The organism is Paraburkholderia sp. RL18-101-BIB-B (assembly GCF_046026985.1).
Taxonomy (GTDB): Bacteria; Pseudomonadota; Gammaproteobacteria; order Burkholderiales; family Burkholderiaceae; genus Paraburkholderia.
Genome location: NZ_JARESV010000073.1, coordinates 9,712 through 27,676 on the forward strand (window position 1 = coordinate 9,712; position 17,965 = coordinate 27,676).

A 17,965-nucleotide genomic window follows, 5' to 3' on the forward strand; every position below is an offset into this window, starting at 1 on the left:
CTACCCGCTGATAAGGTCTCGGTAGAGGCTCGGGACGTGCCAGGTGCCAGCCGAGCCCTCCTGAAGAATCCCCATCCAATGCATGAAATTCATTTCGGCAGGGCTCACTCCCAGCATATCGCGGACCTCTTCGACCTCAGGGGACATTCGCTGGCCGCCGTTAATTGCTTCGAGGAAGCCGTTCACGACAGTACGACGCTCGACGGGGAAGCTGGCGGGCAGGTTTACGCGTCGGTAGAACTCAGCGAGGCTGGAGCCGAGAGTCTGTCGAGCGATTTCCGGTGCGTTGAGCGCGTCTTTGAGGCTCATCTTTGCGCTGGAAACTCGCAGCACCTCCTTATCAAAGCCGCAGGAAGCGTTAATGATCGCGGAAAGGGCGGTGGCGTTCTCTGAAACCTCTGTGTTCTCTTGAACCCGGAAATACACTGCATCCTCCGTCCACTGCGGCAGGGGAACAACGCGCCAGCCGGAGGGATCAATTTTGTCCGCAGCCTGCGCTAGCTCGAATGCGCGCTCGGGCATCGCGAGCAGCACGAAGCGGACATGGATGTTTTGCTTGGCAGCTTTTTGTGCCGCGGCGACGAACGCAGGAATATGCTGAATAGCCCACGAGGCCTGGCGGACCGCCACAATCCGGTGAACCTGATTACTCGTCTTGTCACGTCGCAGCATGCCCAGGTACTCAGTCGCCGCCTGAGGCCCAGAACCCGGCATCATCATGTACACGTCGTTTTGCCCGATTTTCCACTCGTCGCGGCCCGCGGGTTTGTTCAAATCAAGGATGCCGCTCAGTTCGTTGCCCGTGAGCACTAGTAGTTCCCCATCGGATGCATCCATGTAACGACGAACCCACGCGACCGGGAATGGGAAGGGTGTACTGCTGGTGCCCTGATCCATCGTGACACGGCGTTCGCCTCGATTACGGGCATCTTCAGGCGGCTCCTTGGCCAGCTCTTCGAGCTTGTGGCTCACTCGCTCCACGTCGCCCATCATCATGGCGATGTTGGGGTTACGCAGGACGTAGCGGGTATTAATGCGCTCAAGCACGTTGAGCTTGATCATTTCTTCGAGCAATGCTTCGTAGACTCCCGGGCCTGCGTTTGCGAAATGGGTCGGTACGAAAAGCTCACACAGATCGCTGATCTCTGAGATCGTCAGGCCCGCGTAGTGACCGGACGCGCTTTGTGAGTAGTAGACGTCTGCGAGGACGAGTGCAATTGCCTTATAGCGTTTGTCGAGATTCAGATTCAGCTCGAATTTGTAGCGGAGTTCGCTCAGGAGCGTGGAATCGTTCTCAACCTTGTCGAGGTCCTCCGCGGTGATATAGAGAGGGGGCTTCGTGTCCTGGCGACGATTCATAAGCCGGTCAACCAGGTTCTTACAATAAAGCTGGATGAATGCAGGATAGAAGTTGCACACTGACAGAATTCGCAACGGCAGGTCCTCGGCCCCTTTGTCGAAAAGGAACCCCATGGCCGCCAGCGGTTTGGTGATCAGACGGATACCGCGCTGGATGTCCGATGCCGAGAATGGTTCAAGAGCAATCGGATCGGCCTTGCCGAGAACCGAGTTTTCCTCCGATGTCATACGCGTCATATTATGAAGGCCCGCGATCACATATCGGATATGGCAAATGTGATTCAGGTTTTCCACCATCTGCTGCAGACTGCGCACGAACCCGATCGCTCCCTTCGCAAGGCGCAATTCGCGGCCCATGAGAGAGTCCGCCTCATCGATCAAGAGATAGATCGACTTCAGCTCAGTCTTTGAGTGCAGTTCCTTTTCAAGCCAGTCGCGGATCTGTTGCCACGCTGTAGCCTGGCGCGGCATTGCCTCGACAATTTTGCGGGACAGAAGGTTACGATAGATGAAGCTCCACGCGGCCAATACGTGGTCCGTGGTGGAGTCAATTGTGTCCATCGATATGTAGACGGCGGTCATGCCGGGGGTGTTGCGTGCCTCTACCTCGACTTGAGCCAGGAGCGACGACTTCCCGAGACGTCTGCCACCATAAAGGACACCAATGCTCTTAACATCGCGCAGTCTCGCAAGTTCATGCTGGCGTCCGAAGAACATCTCGCTCGGGACGGGGCGGCCACCATAATCGTCATAGGGATTTGTGCCGAAGTTCAGCATGGCGACGCGCATAAGAGCCTGCAAACGCTCGTTTGGATGTAGAGCGACATACGCGACGAGCTCATCGTCTACAAGGAGCACGGGCGCGTTTCCGCAAACGCGCGTGCGTTTCTGCATATTCAAGCGGGCCCGGGCGAGCACCACGGTCGGTGTGCCGCCGATTTCGTGCATCAACTGGCGTAGGCCATTCTCGCTAGACAACCCGAACATCATGAAGCCCTGAATGTGTACCGCCCGGGAGCCAAGAACCGGAGGGATGAACATTTCATCGTCCGCCGTCGTCGGAAACGTGAAAGCGCGGTCTGGCAACATGAATCGCAAGCGACTGGGGCGCCCATGTTCCGGAATGGTAGAAGGCTCGTGGTTGATGCCGAGCAGGTGGAAGACGGTCTCGAGCTGGTTGCTTTCTCCGGAGACGACACTTTGACGGGCCACGAAGAGATTAAGCCACTGCTTGATGAGCTTCACAGCATCTTCGCGATCTTCGACAGTAAGTCTTTTCATCCATTCGGGATCGTCGTCACTCTCCGGGGCATCGAGGGCAACACACAGCGCTTCAAGCGGCGTTTTGTTGCTTTTGACCGATTCATGGACAGTACTCATGAACCGGTCGTAGTCCGTCGCGACATCAATCGGGCCGCCAAGTCTCCCGGGCAGTTTGTGATTGGCTTTCAGCAGTGCGAGCGCGTCATGCGCTGTACGCAAATTTGCAGCGTTGTCCGACTTCAGCATCTGTCGGACGCGTTGAACGTCCTGCGGAGACGCCATGCCACGATACTCTTCGGCGTAGCTGTTCAGATCGTCCTCGAGGCGTTTGGCTACCTCGGCGAGACGCGCCTCAAGCGGCATTAGTACGCGATAACGCAGCACGGCCGCCGCCTGCGGAAAGTCAGGGTAGGCGACTCCCTCAGCTGAAGGATGACCGATGCCTCGATCCGGACGCAAACCGTCCAGCATGGCCTCTATCACGCGCTCCATTCCGTTCGCTTCGTTCTGCGTCAAGGCGCTTAAAGTGAGGGCGTGGGTGACCCGCTGGCGGGCACGCTGCAGTTCAGAGCCGAAATTGGCCTTGCGTTGGTTGTAGTGTTGATGCAAGGGCACTTCGTTTCCGGAGAAGGCTGCTCGCGGAAGGTGCGACTCGATGTAGAAAGCGGGAACGAAGCGTCCCGCTGCCAGATGCAGGCGTAACGCCTCTTTCAGCGCATCGTCGATGTGCTCGCCAGCTCCGCCAATGGAAAGCCCCTCGTTTGCCCAGCGAGAGGTTTCTTCAAGGATTGCAAGCGGGGTGCAAAGTTGTGGCGTGAACTCGTCGATCGACTTAAGCGCTGGCATGAGGTCGCGGTTGAGCGGGGCTTGAACGAGCAGTTTCTGCATGTCTTGTGGGATGCAGGCGGGCGCTTGATTGTTATCGTAGAGGCGTAAAGCACAACGGATGGCTGAGGCGGCTGCGTCGCAGTAGACCTTCTCCATGTTGTTCTGCGGAGCAATTCCGGTGATCTCGAGCAGCGATTCGTCGAGTGCACGATGGAGCGTGGCCAGAAAGCCAAGCGTACTCTTGACGAGCTCGACGTTCGGATTTTCCTTGCGCTGCACGTGATCAAGGTAGCTTTCGATGAAAGTCTTTGTGATTTCAATGTTCTCGACGGCGCGCGCGCGATAGAGGCCGTCCGGACGGCTCTTCTCGCCGGTTTTTCGATAGACCTCGTCCACTGTTGCCGCGGGCTTCTCGAACTTGCGACGGGCCTCGTCGTAAGCGGCGGCTACTTTGTGAGGGTCACCCTTGGCGATGTGTTCAAGGCACGCACCGATCAAGGATTTTGAGCTGAACATCTCTTCGTGCATTGCCTTGAACCCACGATGAGTCCAGCTCGAGTAAAGCTCGGGTGCAGCTTTCCAGTTTGCGGCTCGTGTCTGAAAACGGCGGAGTTCCTGCTTCAACGCCTCCTGATCACCGACTTTGGAAACTCGGAACATATCGCGCGTGAGCATGAGCCCCCGTTGCCGGATCGTGTCGATGTGTTCAATCAACGCCTTCAGGCGCGGCTGGCCGGTCAGTGGCGTGATGATTGCATTGCCGATATTCCACTGAACATCCGAGTTGTCGAACAGCATGCTGGACAGACCAGAGGCAAACACACCCAGCGCCACGGGGACCGATTCGGTCAGACTGCCGCCGGAAAGAGGCTGCGTCATCAGCATTTCCTTCAGTTCAGAGTCGAGCTTCGCATCGAATTCAAACTGACAATCCATCCGGTCGAGAGACTCGATCAGCGCGTGAAGAACTATGGCGTGGGTATTGGTCTCTTCCGCCGAAGTCTCTGCGACGAGCGGCGCCATAGCTTCAACATGGACAGACGCCAGTCCGTAGAGTCTTCCAGATATGAGTTTCAGCAGTGCGTCTGCGTAGTGATCAATGATGGCGGACTCGGTTTCACCGAAATACTCATCATCCGCCGTAAGATCATTACTTTCGGCCGGAGCGTTTTCGGGTTCAGTCCCTTTTACTCGAGAGGTTGATGCCGGTACATCCTCCCCGAGGGTTTCGTCGAGAGTGGGCTCACGGGCATCAAGAGTCGGGGCGTTGCGCGCTTCGAGTACCTGCTCGGTTTCAGTGAGAGCAGTTTGTGTAATTTGTTGCTCGAGATGGACATCACGCGCGGCGTATTCAAGTGCTTCGTCAAGCGTAAGGTCGGCTGCAGCGTCTGCGGTCATTTCACTGATGCGTTCCGCCCCAACCGTTACCTCAGTGGCTATCGCTTCGGCTTCATTCGCGACGGGACTGGGAGTGGTGGCTTCTTCGGCATGCGTCGATGTGTCCGCCGGATACATTATCTGGTCGATAACAACAGCTGCTTCGCCTAACCCCTCGGTCGTACCGGCGTCTGTCTCTTCGACAGGGCCACTAGAAGCATCCCCATCTGCCAATTGGAAGCAAGGGCTCTCCGAGAGGAGAGTCCTTAGCTCCTCAGCGCTCTGCAGCATGGAATCCAGCGTCTTCTCTGTGATCTGACTGCGCTTCTGGCGTTCCGCAAGAACGAGTGTGGGCGGAAGACTATCGATTTTCTTCACTTGCGTCTGAAGTGCTTCAACATCTCCAAGGATGGCCTCTATCCGCAGGATGTTTTCCTCGGCGGCGTCCATATCGGGTATTCGGCCGACCGCGCTGCTGACCACGCCAAGACCGAGCTCGACCTCCACCCGCTTAATCTTCGCAAGCAGGACTTCGCAGTGTTCATGCAGGACAGTTGCGCGCTGGCGTTCCTTTTCGGCGACGCTCGCCCTGTCTACCGCGCGACGATGCAATACCTGCAGTGCTTCAATGCTGGAACTGATTTCGGTGACAATGTCCGTGAAGGAGGGGGCTCCAGGGGCAAGATCCCTCACGAGAACTTCAAGCCGTGCTTTTCGGGTCTTAAACGCCGCTTCGTCCGGGGATAGATCTTCGCTCACGATGGACCCGGTATCAGTCGACGCAATGTTGCTTGGGCTTTGAGGTGCCATGACCGGCTCGAGCGTAGCGCTGTTCACTGAGTTGCCCTGGGTGGTTGCGCTAGGGTCGTCAGCAGTAGGCGCGGTGGTCTCGGCAACGACAACCCCACCGTCGAATAGCTGCGAATCGAACCTGGTAGCAACGCAATGGTCCTCGGGGGGGGCACTGGCCGTTGGTTCCGTTTGGATTGGTAGTTCTGCCGGCTTTGGACGACGTCGCAGAATCGTCTGGAATTTATTCAGATGGTCGCGTTGCGCAACGGCGTCGTTGATGGCCGATGCCACGTCCAGGTAGTACTTCAACGACTCTTCGGTAAGCGGGCCCGGCACGGCAGTAATATTCTCTATAACTGCGTCGCTCCAGCCCGCACGCGGAAACTGTGCAATCTGGAAAATCAACCAGCCCATCAGCTCGTCATGCTGCTGGGCGTCTGCCCATTTCGCGAGCAAAGCGAGATAGTCCGGATTAAAGGAGCCGACAGTAACCTGTTCCTCCGCAGGTCGGCCGGGGTTGTACAGTGTGCGCACCAAAACATCGAGCGGTTTGAACGACAGGCCACCGATCGCTCCACACGCCGGGACTAGCGCGAGAGCAGCCTGCGGTACCTGGAGATGGTTGGCCATCCAGTTCAGAAATTCGCTTTCGCGAGGCATTGGCGTCTTTACTTTGACGAGGCCAAGATCGCGAACGTCCCGCCAGCATTTGCTGGCATGCCGGCGAATAGTCGCATTGAACTCGCCGAAGATGTCTTTCGTCTTAATCCAATAGGGTAGCTCGACGCGGACTCGTACATTTGTGTCCTGCTGCATCATACGTTGGCCCAAGGACCGGATTTTTCGATCTTGGGATGTATGAAGTGCGGGCATCGGCGTGTTCTTTACGCGCGCCAGTAAATCGGTCTCGTTGGTTGAGCTTGATGCAGCCATGTTGACTTCAGGCAGCTCAATCTCTCCCTGGCGGACAGACTCTTCGGAGTTGACCGGCTCATCTAAAAGGCGCGAGAGGAAGGTCTCCGCCTCCGAGGCACGCCGTCGCTCATCGAAGGTTTCGGCTGCGTCTGGCGGCAAGTTGTCATTCCCGTTTGTCGGTTCACTGTCTTCCTCGTCATCAGGGAAGCGGATGACGTAATCTTCGATCTTGCGTCGGAAGAAAAGTGGTGCGGGCAGGGTTGTCCAGTCGTTGTAGTGCGCGTAGCCGATGCGCAGGCCCATCGCGAGCATGGCTACGTTACGAGACTGGACACCGCTTGGAGCGGTAAGCACCGTAATTTCCATGCTGGAGGGAAGCGAAGCATCCATGGAGGCGGGGTCGAGCATCTTCAGCTCGTATTCCTTTACTCCCTTGGCTACCTTCTGCATACGCGGAGTCGACCGATAACACGAGAATCCTCGCTTCACCTGAACCGTCTTGGCGTAGCCCATCGTGGCAATGAAGTGGCCATGTCGCGGGTCGCTTGCCGAAACGTCGTCGGTGATCTCGACCAGCGACTTACCCGTCGTATGGTAACCATCGATAAATATCTCGCCGGAGCGTACCCGCCCGTCACCATTGCTCCAGCCCTCGTAGGTCACCTTGACCTCGGAGCGCAACGATAGGGTGTCAGCGCCGCGGCGCAAGCGTACGAAGGTCATGTCCTTGAATACGGACAGATCTGCGTTCCCAAGCATGAGTGGCTTGCCGTGTGTGAGATCGCGGTCTCGCAGGCCGCGCCATAGCCCCGCGACGCTGAGCCAGTCGATCATCACGATGGCGCGCGGGTCGTCCCCCTGAATAGTCGTGAGGGTTTCTCGGGTTGCATCTTCGAAGGCCGTCTTCAGCCACTTGTCGTCTCCCTGCATCTGGCGCTGGCTGCCCAACCATTGCAGGCCTTCAGAAAGTGGCTTCCATGCTGAGCGCTGAGTGCCGCGGGCGGCCTTATAGACGAACTGCACCTCGGTGATACCAGTCTCGATGACAAGCCGGGTGTTCACCAAAAACGTCACGCCGGTCTCCCCGCTGCGGGTGCGTGCACGTGAACGAAGGGCCTGCAAGCCGTAGATGCGACGCGGCATATGTTCGGGCGCGAACAACTGCACCGCGAATTCCTTCGTCCCAAAGATGATCCCCGAATGGGCGAGGAAAACGTCGAGTAGGGCGCTTTGCGTCCTGTGTAAAAAACCCTGCTCACTCGTCCCATCTTGAGGAGGCTCGATAGGCAGGACATGATGAACGTTCGCACCGATCCTCGACATGGCGTGGATGCCGGCGTAGTAGTTCACGGCGTCCTCGCTGCGCTGGTTGTACTTGTCGGCCGCGCAGATCAGAGCGATGATCGGACGCCCCGCACTTATTTCCCGGATGGAGTTGGCAGCCGTTTCCCATTGCTCAAGGCGTTTCTCAAAACGCCCGCGTGCGTTGAGTTCTGCCCCGTCAAGATCTGCGCGGAGACCATGAGTGCGGTTCGGCAGCGGCTCGACTTTAACCTCCACCGCATCGCCGAAGAGCGTTTGTGCGGAAGTAAAGATGATCTCTTTCTCACGCACGGAATTGCAGAGCACCCACAGAAGGGGTTTATTCTCACCGTGCGAAAGCTTCAAAGCACGTACGTTCTGCTCTCGATAGTGCGCGATCGTCCTTATCCGTTCTGCAGCACGTTCATCGCGTGTATCGTCTTCGTCGCCTTCAGTATCCTCCGCGTCCGCCTCGGAAACGAGCGAATATCCGGCGGTGCCAAACTCAAGGTCCGCAAGGCGCAGCATTTCTTGCACGGTTTGCTTCTTGCGGTTGATCGGAACTTCGCGCATACCGACTGCGCGGGGCGCGAGAATATAGCCAAGAATTTCCGATATCGTGCCAAGCAACGCGGCTTCATCACCTTCGAAGACTGTGCGCGGAGAGACAAACTTGAAGAGAGTTGTCAGTTCGGGCAACCCAGCCCACCAGCCCGCGGCTTCACTGAATTCGCGCTGTCTAATCGCTTCTTCAAGGGTGTTTGGCAAGGTAAATGCCGATTCCGCTTGGGCGGCTGCGTATCCATCACCGAATTCCCAGCCGTTTTCGGAACGCTGGACGGGTACCATAACGGCCGGCCGACCTGGCGACATGACATATCCCGTCACGCGACGCGGCATCTTGCTATTCGCCAAGGGGATCTTTTTCGCCCATACGCGCTTGGTTGCCGAGATACCCAGGAACAAGCCGTCACAATAGGGCATGGTGCACACTGTTAGCCGCGCCACCATGGAGAACACGTCGTCACCGCGCAACGCGCGAGCGGGGAGTGTCATCAGTTCGATGGAGTTGGACCGGCTTTCCGGGCTTGCCACGAGTTCGCATGCGCCCAATCCGTCAAATAACGGTTCGCCGATCAAACGCTCAGCGATCGCGCGGACGATAAGGGGGAAATCAGGTTGTCCGTCGCTTTCCCGTATGAGGGGGGCCTCGTTTTGAATGCACTCGATGTTGTTTGGATGGATCGCCTTCTTCAGATTCGCGACGAGCGGCCCCATATTGTTCGTTTCCGCCCAAGGCTCGACCTCATTCATCACCCAGCTGCTGACGTAGGCGGCGATGCGATCGCGAGAGGTGCGGTACTCAGCGTCGTCACCCAATCCGGCAAGCATTGCGATGGCGCAGTCCCGTCTGCCGTATTCATTGGGAATGAGACCTAGGTCGCGGTCTAGGCGAACGATCTTGTCCATGCCTGCGATGAGTGCAGTGCGCAAGGACGTAACCGGAAGGTATTTTTTCTCTTGCTTCGCCGCTGTGAGAATCGTGGCGAAGCTCGTGAAAAGGTCTCCTGAAAACGTGAACTCGATGAGTGTGACTTTCTCGGCAAGCCAATCGGGCGAAATCCTGCGTCCGAGCAAGATGGGCGTGCGTGTCGTGTTGCCCCCGACGTGGGTCCAGGTGATGTTCTTTTCGTCAGACATTGTTGGGACCGTTAATGAGATTTTCGATTGTGCCCATGGGCACGGAGAAAGATTGATAAAGGTTCTGGTAGCTTTCGCGGACGGCAGGTTCGTCGTGTGAAAGACACTTCGCGAGGATCGACTGCATCATTACAAGCATCGATGTACGCTTTGTGTCTGGCATTCCTTTTGCAGAATTTGGCGCCCACGCCGCGTCAACGAAATACACGAACGCGGGGCAATCTCCTCGCATGGCGCGACCGATTGTCTGCAAAATCATGATCATCTGATCGGCGACGAAAGGCTCCGCATACTTGCCGAGCCTCTGCGAGATGAGCTCCATGCGTAGCAGGTACTCAACCGTCTTCGTCGTATTGTTTCGAGCTTCCTGAAGCGCTTTCAGCGCATCCGCCGTTGTCGCGAACTCGCGCCGGTCAAAAGCCTCGGAGTGACGGCCGACCAGTCCCTGTATCAGTTGCAAGCTATCGCCTCGCGGATGGGGGCGGGTCAAAAAGTAAAGAGAGCCAATCATTGCTTTATCTCGACGCGCGCCGGAGCGGTACACGATGTTTACGCCTCTCCCGATCGCGCTCATTGGAAAGATGAGCAGGTCCCAGTTTTCGTCATCGCCAAGCGTTTCGACTTCCGAAGCGGTGACTGCTGCTTCATGAATGGTTCCATGAACTTTGGGTCGTGTGAGGTAGCGCACGCGCCCTCGCCAGGACGGGTGATGTGCAAGGATGTGGTCGAAAAGTTGCTCGCTCTGCTCATACGAGTTGACGATGAAGGCGGCCTTGCGACCGACGCCGTTCACAATGTCGTTGTTCGCGATAGCTTGCTCAACATCCGACAGGGCCCCATGGCGTAAGAGCTGGTCCGCTATCGTGTTCATGACCTGCTCTCGCTGCGACAGCTTCGCTCCGCTGAATCGAAGTGGCAGCTGTGTGCGCGGATCGTGCTTAGGCAGAAAATGGTACTTTGATTTTTGCCAACCGCTGCCGGCATTCGGACGACGTAGGATGTAGTGCGGGCCGATGTTTACGTGATAGCTTGGACTTTGCTCCAGCATGGAAGTCGCGCTTGTCATAAGAACCGCCATCCCGTTCCCGCGCTCCGTGCCGATCTCGACCATCCGGTTGGGTAGGAGGCGCGGCGTGCCGGCAAAGCCAACGTGGGCGATATCGACGTTACCTTCTTCGCTCACCGAATAACGAATACCGCTCAATTTTCCGATAAGAGATTCTGGAAGGACAGAAAGAGCATCGCGAGAGCACCGCGACTCGAAAACATTGTCGCTCACGAGATTCATAGAATTCATGAGTCGAAGATGGGGTGCCAAGCCAAAGTGCTGAAGCACAAGGAGCGTTACCGACACGAGTAGAGAAGCGTAGTTGTAGAACGTCTCCTCATCGTGACTTGAGCTCAGACCTGGCGCTGTGCGCAAGACTTTCGAGATCGCGACGATTGCTGATTCATCGCCGTCACGCTCCCACGCCTCGATCGACAGAAGTAGCTGATCGTAGAAGGATCGAAACACATCGGTCGTTGTCCCGGAAAGCTTTGCTGCCTCTGCGAGCGTTCTTTCTGGATCGTCAGTCTCCTCATCTTCGTCATCTTGATCGCCATGAGGCGACGTGCGGCGGAACGCGACGACCTTCATGGCTGAGTCGAAAACTGCCTCGAGGGCACGCCGGGACTCAATAAATGTAGTCCTCGTTGCCTTGTCCCAGTCGTCGTCGGGTGGGAACATGTCCGAGATGATGGACAGTGAAGTCAAAAGAAGATTTGCGTTGTAGTCTCGGAACTTCTTCGGTAAGTGCAAGAGCCGTGCAACGAAACGTTCCGTGGCCCGTCCAAAGCGACCAGTCATCTCGAGCAGCGTGGGAATGGTTACGCCGGCAACGAATGCGTTGTGCCCGCGTGCCGCCGGATCGTGAAGGTCACGGATGAGTGTGCTCCAGAGCGAGTTTGAGTCTCCTGAGAGCTTGAGCGTGGGCGTGCCACGCGCATCGAGGTTGGCTTGAGCACCGTCGCACTCATCGATCACGAGCACATCGAATGTTCGAGCGAGATATTCGAAATGCTGAACCTCTGCATCTGAATATAACGCAGACACACGGCGATCCGTTGATAAGATGTGACCAGCCCAGACCGTGGAGCTGGTCAGCATACGCTCGCTATATTGCAAACCACATACCGATGAGAGCGCGCAGTGGTGGCGGCGAGGGCGCTTACCCGGCGAGGGGCGTTGCATGAGTTGCATGCAGGGCGGGCTGGCATGCGGAAATTCCATGTCTTCATCGCTGGCGAAGCCGGCCAGTGCGCAGTTCGTTGCAAAGAAAGGAGCGATTGCTCGCGTTACCCCGTAGCCGAGATTCTTGCTGGCGAGCGCGGTAGCGAAATTGAGAACGTGCTTGGTCCGTGCCGTTTCGCTCTGCCCGGACAGTAGCCCCGCTGGAACGTTGTATTGGGCCAGTGTATCCAGAAAGCCGCTAGCCACTTCAATGGACGGAAAGAGGAAACACACAGAATAGCCACGTTGAGACAGGTAGCCTGCCAGCAGGTAGAGCAATGTGGTCTTGCCGGCACCGGGTAGCCCAATGAGATGCTTCATGCCCGCAAGATCGATACCGTCCGCTGCGACGAGGCCGTTCGGGCCAGGCTCCATCAGAACTGCGCTCGGAACGCCGTCGGCGCTGTGCAGGCGATTGAACCAACTATTTTGCCCTGGCATCTGTCGTCCCACCGCGACATCAGTCTCGTCGAACCCACGGGCGATTTTTACCAGGTCTCGCCAAAGCACAACGCCGGGGGCGCGTCCGACTCTTTCGAGATCGTAGACGGGAGGCGCCGGCGGCTCGAAACCGAGTGGCGCGACGAGGCCGGAGTAGCCTTGCTCATACGTGATATCCGCGGGTAAGTCTGGCGCGTGCCGCGGTAAGGACGCCCTGTAGCGGAGGGGCCTCACGGAAGTGAGGCAAGTAAGGGCCTGAATAACATCGTCTGGAACGAGGTGCGTCCAGGTCTGGCTGACCGTCAGATCCTCATTGATAATGTAACGCTGTGGCAACTCGTCTTTGTTAGTCTCAAGGCCTCGGTCCCTGCTAGCCTCGATTTGGCGAAAGTGCTGACGATAGGAGTCGGCCATTAAATGCAACTCGCGTAGAGTGCTGGGTGCGAAACCGGCCAGACGAACGTTTTTTAGCGCCAACGCCACTTCGTCTCGAAGTGTCTTCGAGACGCTCTCGAATCCAGCTGCTAGGCGTGGCAGGGAGGCGAGGCTAGTTTCGTGGAGTAGCTCAGTAGCGATAATGCACAAGTAGTTTAGCCGGTTAATCCCGCGATAGGGTTGCAGTGCCTCACGCATGAGTAGTTCCCTGCGCGGTCAACTCCAAGATCGCCTCGCTCACCGTCAGGCACTTGACGTCGTGACGGTCCATAGTGGTTACCAGACGGTCCACGTATGAAGGCTCGAAAGTTATCTGCCAGTCCGGAATAACCAGCCACCTGCGCAAGTAATAAGCTAGGCCGCCAATGCTGCGTTTGAATTTCAGACCAAGAGTTTCCGGGCTGACGTAGCACTTCAGATCGATACCCACGTCACCGACCGCAATATCAACCCGGTCACGGAATGGATAGAGCTCCGCCGGTATACCGCGTTCGACCAGCGCGTCGTAGAGGCGCAGCTCGTCGATGCCCGGCTCGACCCAGTACTGACGAATGCCGCGGGACACCCGCATCAACGTGTCGAACTTAACGGACCTTGGGGAACTCGAAGGGGTGGATGTCGAGCATGCCGAAGTGCGGCAGACAAAGGCGGCCTTTCCGAATTTCATCGCGTTTCCGCAATGCCCACATAGGTGAACCATGCCGTCGATACTCCAGCCTGAAGGCACCGCCTCGTAAAATTCGTTCTGAATCATGATCCAGATGCGTGTCGGAATTTCTCGCGCGAGCGCAGCCTTTAGTTCGTCGACATCGCACACTGGATGGCGGACCACAAATTCGCGGATCTTGGTGTAATACGCATTCGCCTCGCCCGCAGGGTGGCGGTTCAGCATCTCCATGAACTTTGCAAAGAGTTGTTCCTCAATGCCGGCGGTCATGCCCGGAAAAGCCGCCGCCAGCTCTTCCGCCTCTGCTGTGGGGATGCCTTCTTCCGGGTCGATGAGGCGTGTGTATTTCAGTCCGCCTTGCGTGACTTCTGGCACCGATAGCCATTCATGCAGGGGACGGGAGCAAAGGGCAAGGAGCTGGTGTATCTCGGCACCGTGGTCCGGCAGCCCAGAAACTAGGCACGCTCGAGAGACGGCGCTCATGGCGCGGCGATCTTCCGGACGTAGCCCTACAGGCGAGCCGTACGCCCAACTCGTGCCTGAGATCATCCGTTCTTCGACAAGCGACATCTGCGCAAGACGAACGACGAGCGCAGCAAGACTGGGGATCAACAGATCGCCTTCAGGGGATGGGGGGGATGGCTTCGTGGTCATCATCGTCTTTCTGTCCCATCAGCGCGAGCGGCTAACGGGCGACCGTCAGTCTTGAGCGACAACTGAACGAAAAGCCGATTGATGTCGTTAATCCCAGAAGCCGTTGGCATACCCGTGCCCGGGCCGCGTACACTGTTCCCGCGGGAACAGACGCCTGCCGTGCGAAAAATTTGCACTGGTATTAGCTCATTTATGCATTTCGAATATCCGCCGCTCAATCGGGTGAGAGATGCATCGGTTAGCTGCGCCTCTTTCTTTTCATTTTTCATGGTCTCTCGCATCTTGTGATCGCACGGCCCTCGCGCGCCGTCAGATTTTTTACTTATTCTAGCGCGTGATTACGTCAGTTATGTAGACTTTGTAGGTTGGATCTGCCGCCAGTACGCCGTGGGCATCCCCCGATGTTTACAATCGGAATCCAACGATCAGTAATGGATTTGTGATTTTATTTGGCAATATTTATCGGCCGATTATCAGCGCCAGCCTTTGTCATCGGGCGTGCTGTAAGTCACGGTGTGCAAACGAGCCGTGTACGCGACGGTGAGCGAGCAGAATGCGTATCACCTACGAGCCTCGCATCGAACTCTTTGGTTTCGCCTGGCGAAGTAGCTTGCACGTCAAGCAGGTTGCGACTCGTGCGTGGTCAAACTTTTCAGCCTTCAAAGCTCTCGCTAGATCTCGTCTGGAAGCACATTCAGTAATTGCGGCGAACGACAATAACAATTGGGCTGACATTACGTTGGGGGTGGCATGCGGCGAGAAACGCCCTTTTGAAGGGAGTCGCTGCTGCCGGCAATCAATACTTGGGCGATGGTCGGCTACCCTTAATTAAAATCGAGTTCAGGCTTTCGCTGTCAGGCTTAGGTCCGTCAGGCTGAGCGGTCGCATTGAACGCCTTGAATGACCGATTCAGCAGTTAGCAGCCGCGCTGGGCGTAATGCGACGGTCCGCGATGGGGCGGAAATCCGCATTCGTTGATGTTCCGGCGGCCGTCCGCGATTGCAGTTGTCGAACGACCGCTGTGCCGCTATTAGGGGTATCCGTCCTTTTTCGTGCATTTTCTGACGATAACGGCGTAAGAAGCCGCTGTGGCAACGCTGAGCGGCCTCACACGATTCTGCAGCTTGACGGATTTTCAACTGGTTGATCTGAAAGCGTTTTCTCGTGCAAACCGCCAGAAAATGCACGAAAAGGACGATCACCCCGATTTGCTCGAGCGCGTGGGACAGGTCAGCGATCAGGCCGCGCCAGCCGTCGCCGCGTTCGAAGCATTCGCCGCTTGGCAAGCGGGATTCGAGTTTGCGGAAGATGAGCGGATGAGCCGAGAGAATCGCGTTTTCGATGTCGAGATTCATTGCAGGAATGGTGTGTGTCGAATTGAAACGCCATTACCGCGCGGGCGAGGGACAAAGCCTGGCCTCATGCGCCTGCGCCGGAAGATGAACAACGCTCACGGCGTGCATCGATGCCACTAAACTTCACGCGGTCCGTGCCGTTATATGTAGAAGTGCAATAGCCGATATCTGCCCGAGAGCGTCAGAGATAGCGAGGCAGGGATCGGCGCGACGCACTGACCAAGAACAACACAACAAACGGGAGTCAGGCAGGTGAGCGTGCTCTATGCCCGCGCTGGACGAAAAGGCCCGCGGCAAACTCGATCAAGCGGCCGCGTCAATCGCGCGGCGTCATAAGACTTTTGCGGAACTGGCGCGCGGGTGCGATCCCATCGACGTGCTTTGTGAAACCCTGCTTCCGGACGACCTGCCGTCCACCGGTTTCATATCCAACCGCAGCAACCGCGAACCGGGCGATCGTTACGCGACCATGGCGTTTCGCGTCGATCCCGAAGGGCGGACCGGCTGGCCGTTTCCTGCGGCCTGCACGTTCACGGCCATCGGCACCTGGGACACGTATCATCCGGCGCCCGTCTTCCTGATCAGGGAAATCATCGAGACAGGAGCGATGCCCGCGCGGGCATTCGAACGTCAGGTCGATGCGCGCGTGCAGCACGACACCCTGCGCCCGTCACCCGGGCAGCGTCCCGACCGGCCAGACAATCTCCTGAGCCGCGAGTTGCTCGACGGCCTGCCGGCGATGGCGATCTCGGCGGAAACCCGGCAGCAGTTGCAGGGCTGGACAGACTTCATCGCCTGGAAGCGGCAATTGATCACGCGCCGCGCGCGCGGACTGCGTTACGTCCGTCGCACGCTGGGCGAGAAGGGCATCGTGTTCACCGTGGTCGCCGAGTCCGAAAAAGCGCTCGCGGACACGCATCGCTCGCTGCGAAGACAGAACGTGATGGCATTCGGTCTGGCGATCTCCGAGGATCAGTGGAACTTTCGCATCCGCGATCAGGAGCGCGATCGCAATCGCAGGCTGGAACGCTTCGAGCTCGGCACGGCGAAGGCGCTGCAGAGCAACGATCCGTGCCACGAGAAATTGCCGGAATGCGAGTGGGACGCGCCTGTCATGTCGACGGTGACCGTCGAGCTATCCGACGACGATCTCAACCGCCTGACTGGCGCGGACGATCAGGAGGAAACGGCTGAAGCGGCGCGAAGCCTGCTCGAACAGATTCCCGAGGAAGGCTTCCTGTCGGTATCGACCGCGGGTGACATGAGCCTCCTCAAGCGCCATGAGCGGGCGCTCAATCAACTGAAGGAGCAGGGCGGTTACGCGCCTTACCTGACTTCCTACCTGTTCGAGGCTGCGCAGGCGAACGTGCCCGAACGGCTGGAGCCGGTGAATCACTGGTTCCGGAAAACGCTCAATGCGGCTCAGAAGGAAGCCGTCGTCAAGATTCTGTCCGCGCCCGACCTGTGCCTCGTTCAAGGGCCGCCCGGAACGGGCAAGACAACCGTGATCGCGGAAGCGATCATGCAACTGGTGCAGCGGGGCCAGCGCGTTCTGCTGGCGTCGCAGGCGCACACGGCAGTCGATAACGCGCTCGACCGGCTGGGGCGGCACGCCAATCTTCGGGTGACGCGGCTCGCACGTGTCGTCACCCGCGTATCGGACGATGGCAAGCAGTTCGTGGGCGAAGCATCGCTCGGGCGCTATTACACGGCGCTTGCCGAACACGTCGAGACCAGCAGGCTCGACGGCTGGCAACGCAGTGAGCAGGATCTCGGCCGGCTGAAGGACTGGCTTGACCGCGCAACCCATGTCAGGCTCGACGCCGAAGCGCTCGCAAAACAGCGAGCCGAACTGAAGCAGCGTCTGGACGATGCGCAACACCGCAAAAACGACGCGGCCGCGCGTTGCCAGGCGGCCTGCGAAGAACGCGACACCGTCGCCGCGGCGCGCCAGCGCGTGCTCGACACACGCATGTTCCTCGCTGGCGAAGCCCAGACACTGCCGAATCTTCTCGATGACGCAGGCACGGCTGCCCGGCGCGTCATGCATGCCCTTTCGGCGCTTGCCGAAGCCGGCGTGAAAATGCGCTATTCCATTGACGACTGGGACGCCGACGCTTCGCGCCGCGGCGCGATGCTTTGCGCGGCCATCGGCGTATGGCGAAGCTTTCTGGAACGGCGGGGCGAGATCGAAGCCGATGCGCGCCGACTGCACGACGCGGGCGATGGCCGGATGCAGAACGCCGAAACGCGGCTGCGCATCGATGCGTGCCGCGCCGAAGTCGCGCGACTCGAAGAACTCATGGAGGACGACGCGAGTCATCTCGCATCCTGGCGGGCGAAGAAGGCCGAACTCCGGGCGCTTCAGAACGCCGGAGACGGACTCGACCGATCCCGCTATCTCGACCTGTTCACCGATGCCGAGGAGTGGTGCACACCCGGTGCGCCGGCGTCGCAGATTCTGCCGTGGTCGTCAGTCTTCATGGTGTGATGACGGGAACGACGCATCGCTCGCGTTCGGCGCAAATGCTCCAGCAATTCCTTCTTTAGCGCACCGCGGGCCTGTATATAAAGGCTCCTGTAGATCGTCTCGTGCGACATCTG

5 protein-coding genes and 1 pseudogene are annotated in these 17,965 nt (G+C 58.0%); 1 reads left to right on the forward strand and 5 read right to left on the reverse strand.

The window, feature by feature from the left end; translation table 11 throughout:
* The 4 genes from P0D73_RS42990 to P0D73_RS43005 form a co-directional block, all read right to left on the reverse strand.
* Positions 1-9,537 (reverse strand): RNaseH domain-containing protein, encoded by a 9,537-nt coding sequence (locus tag P0D73_RS42990; protein ID WP_408435865.1) that lies wholly within the window; start codon positions 9,535-9,537, stop codon positions 1-3.
* On the reverse strand, positions 9,530-12,664 hold the full coding sequence (locus tag P0D73_RS42995) for an ATP-binding protein (RefSeq protein WP_408435867.1): 3,135 nt from the start codon (positions 12,662-12,664) through the stop codon (positions 9,530-9,532). Before P0D73_RS42995 ends, P0D73_RS42990 begins: the two co-directional genes overlap by 8 nt.
* Before the next feature lie 211 nt (positions 12,665-12,875).
* Positions 12,876-14,009, reverse strand: coding sequence for a restriction endonuclease-related protein (locus P0D73_RS43000; protein WP_408435869.1), 1,134 nt, complete (start codon positions 14,007-14,009; stop codon positions 12,876-12,878).
* A gap of 866 nt (positions 14,010-14,875) precedes the next feature.
* Positions 14,876-15,361: a hypothetical protein gene (locus P0D73_RS43005; protein WP_408435871.1), complete on the reverse strand. Its 486-nt coding sequence runs from the start codon at positions 15,359-15,361 to the stop codon at positions 14,876-14,878.
* A gap of 1,261 nt (positions 15,362-16,622) precedes the next feature.
* On the opposite strand from P0D73_RS43005, the gene P0D73_RS43010 reads away from it, so the two are divergent.
* Positions 16,623-17,852, forward strand: a complete 1,230-nt coding sequence (locus P0D73_RS43010; protein WP_408435875.1) for an AAA domain-containing protein — start codon at positions 16,623-16,625, stop codon at positions 17,850-17,852.
* Here P0D73_RS43010 and P0D73_RS43015 read toward each other — a convergent pair.
* Positions 17,810-17,965, reverse strand: a pseudogene (locus tag P0D73_RS43015) (IS30 family transposase); the annotation flags it as partial. The gene P0D73_RS43010 and the pseudogene P0D73_RS43015 sit on opposite strands and share 43 nt — an antisense overlap.

Bases quoted from the DNA above. Each gene is read 5' to 3' on its own strand.
- P0D73_RS42990 (WP_408435865.1), bottom strand. From the start codon at position 9,537: ATGTCTGACGAAAAGAACATCACCTGGACCCACGTCGGGGGCAACACG.
- P0D73_RS43000 (WP_408435869.1), bottom strand. From the start codon at position 14,009: ATGATGACCACGAAGCCATCCCCCCCATCCCCTGAAGGCGATCTGTTG.
- P0D73_RS42995 (WP_408435867.1), bottom strand. From the start codon at position 12,664: ATGGCCGACTCCTATCGTCAGCACTTTCGCCAAATCGAGGCTAGCAGG.
- P0D73_RS43005 (WP_408435871.1), bottom strand. From the start codon at position 15,361: ATGAATCTCGACATCGAAAACGCGATTCTCTCGGCTCATCCGCTCATC.
- P0D73_RS43010 (WP_408435875.1), top strand. From the start codon at position 16,623: ATGAGCCTCCTCAAGCGCCATGAGCGGGCGCTCAATCAACTGAAGGAG.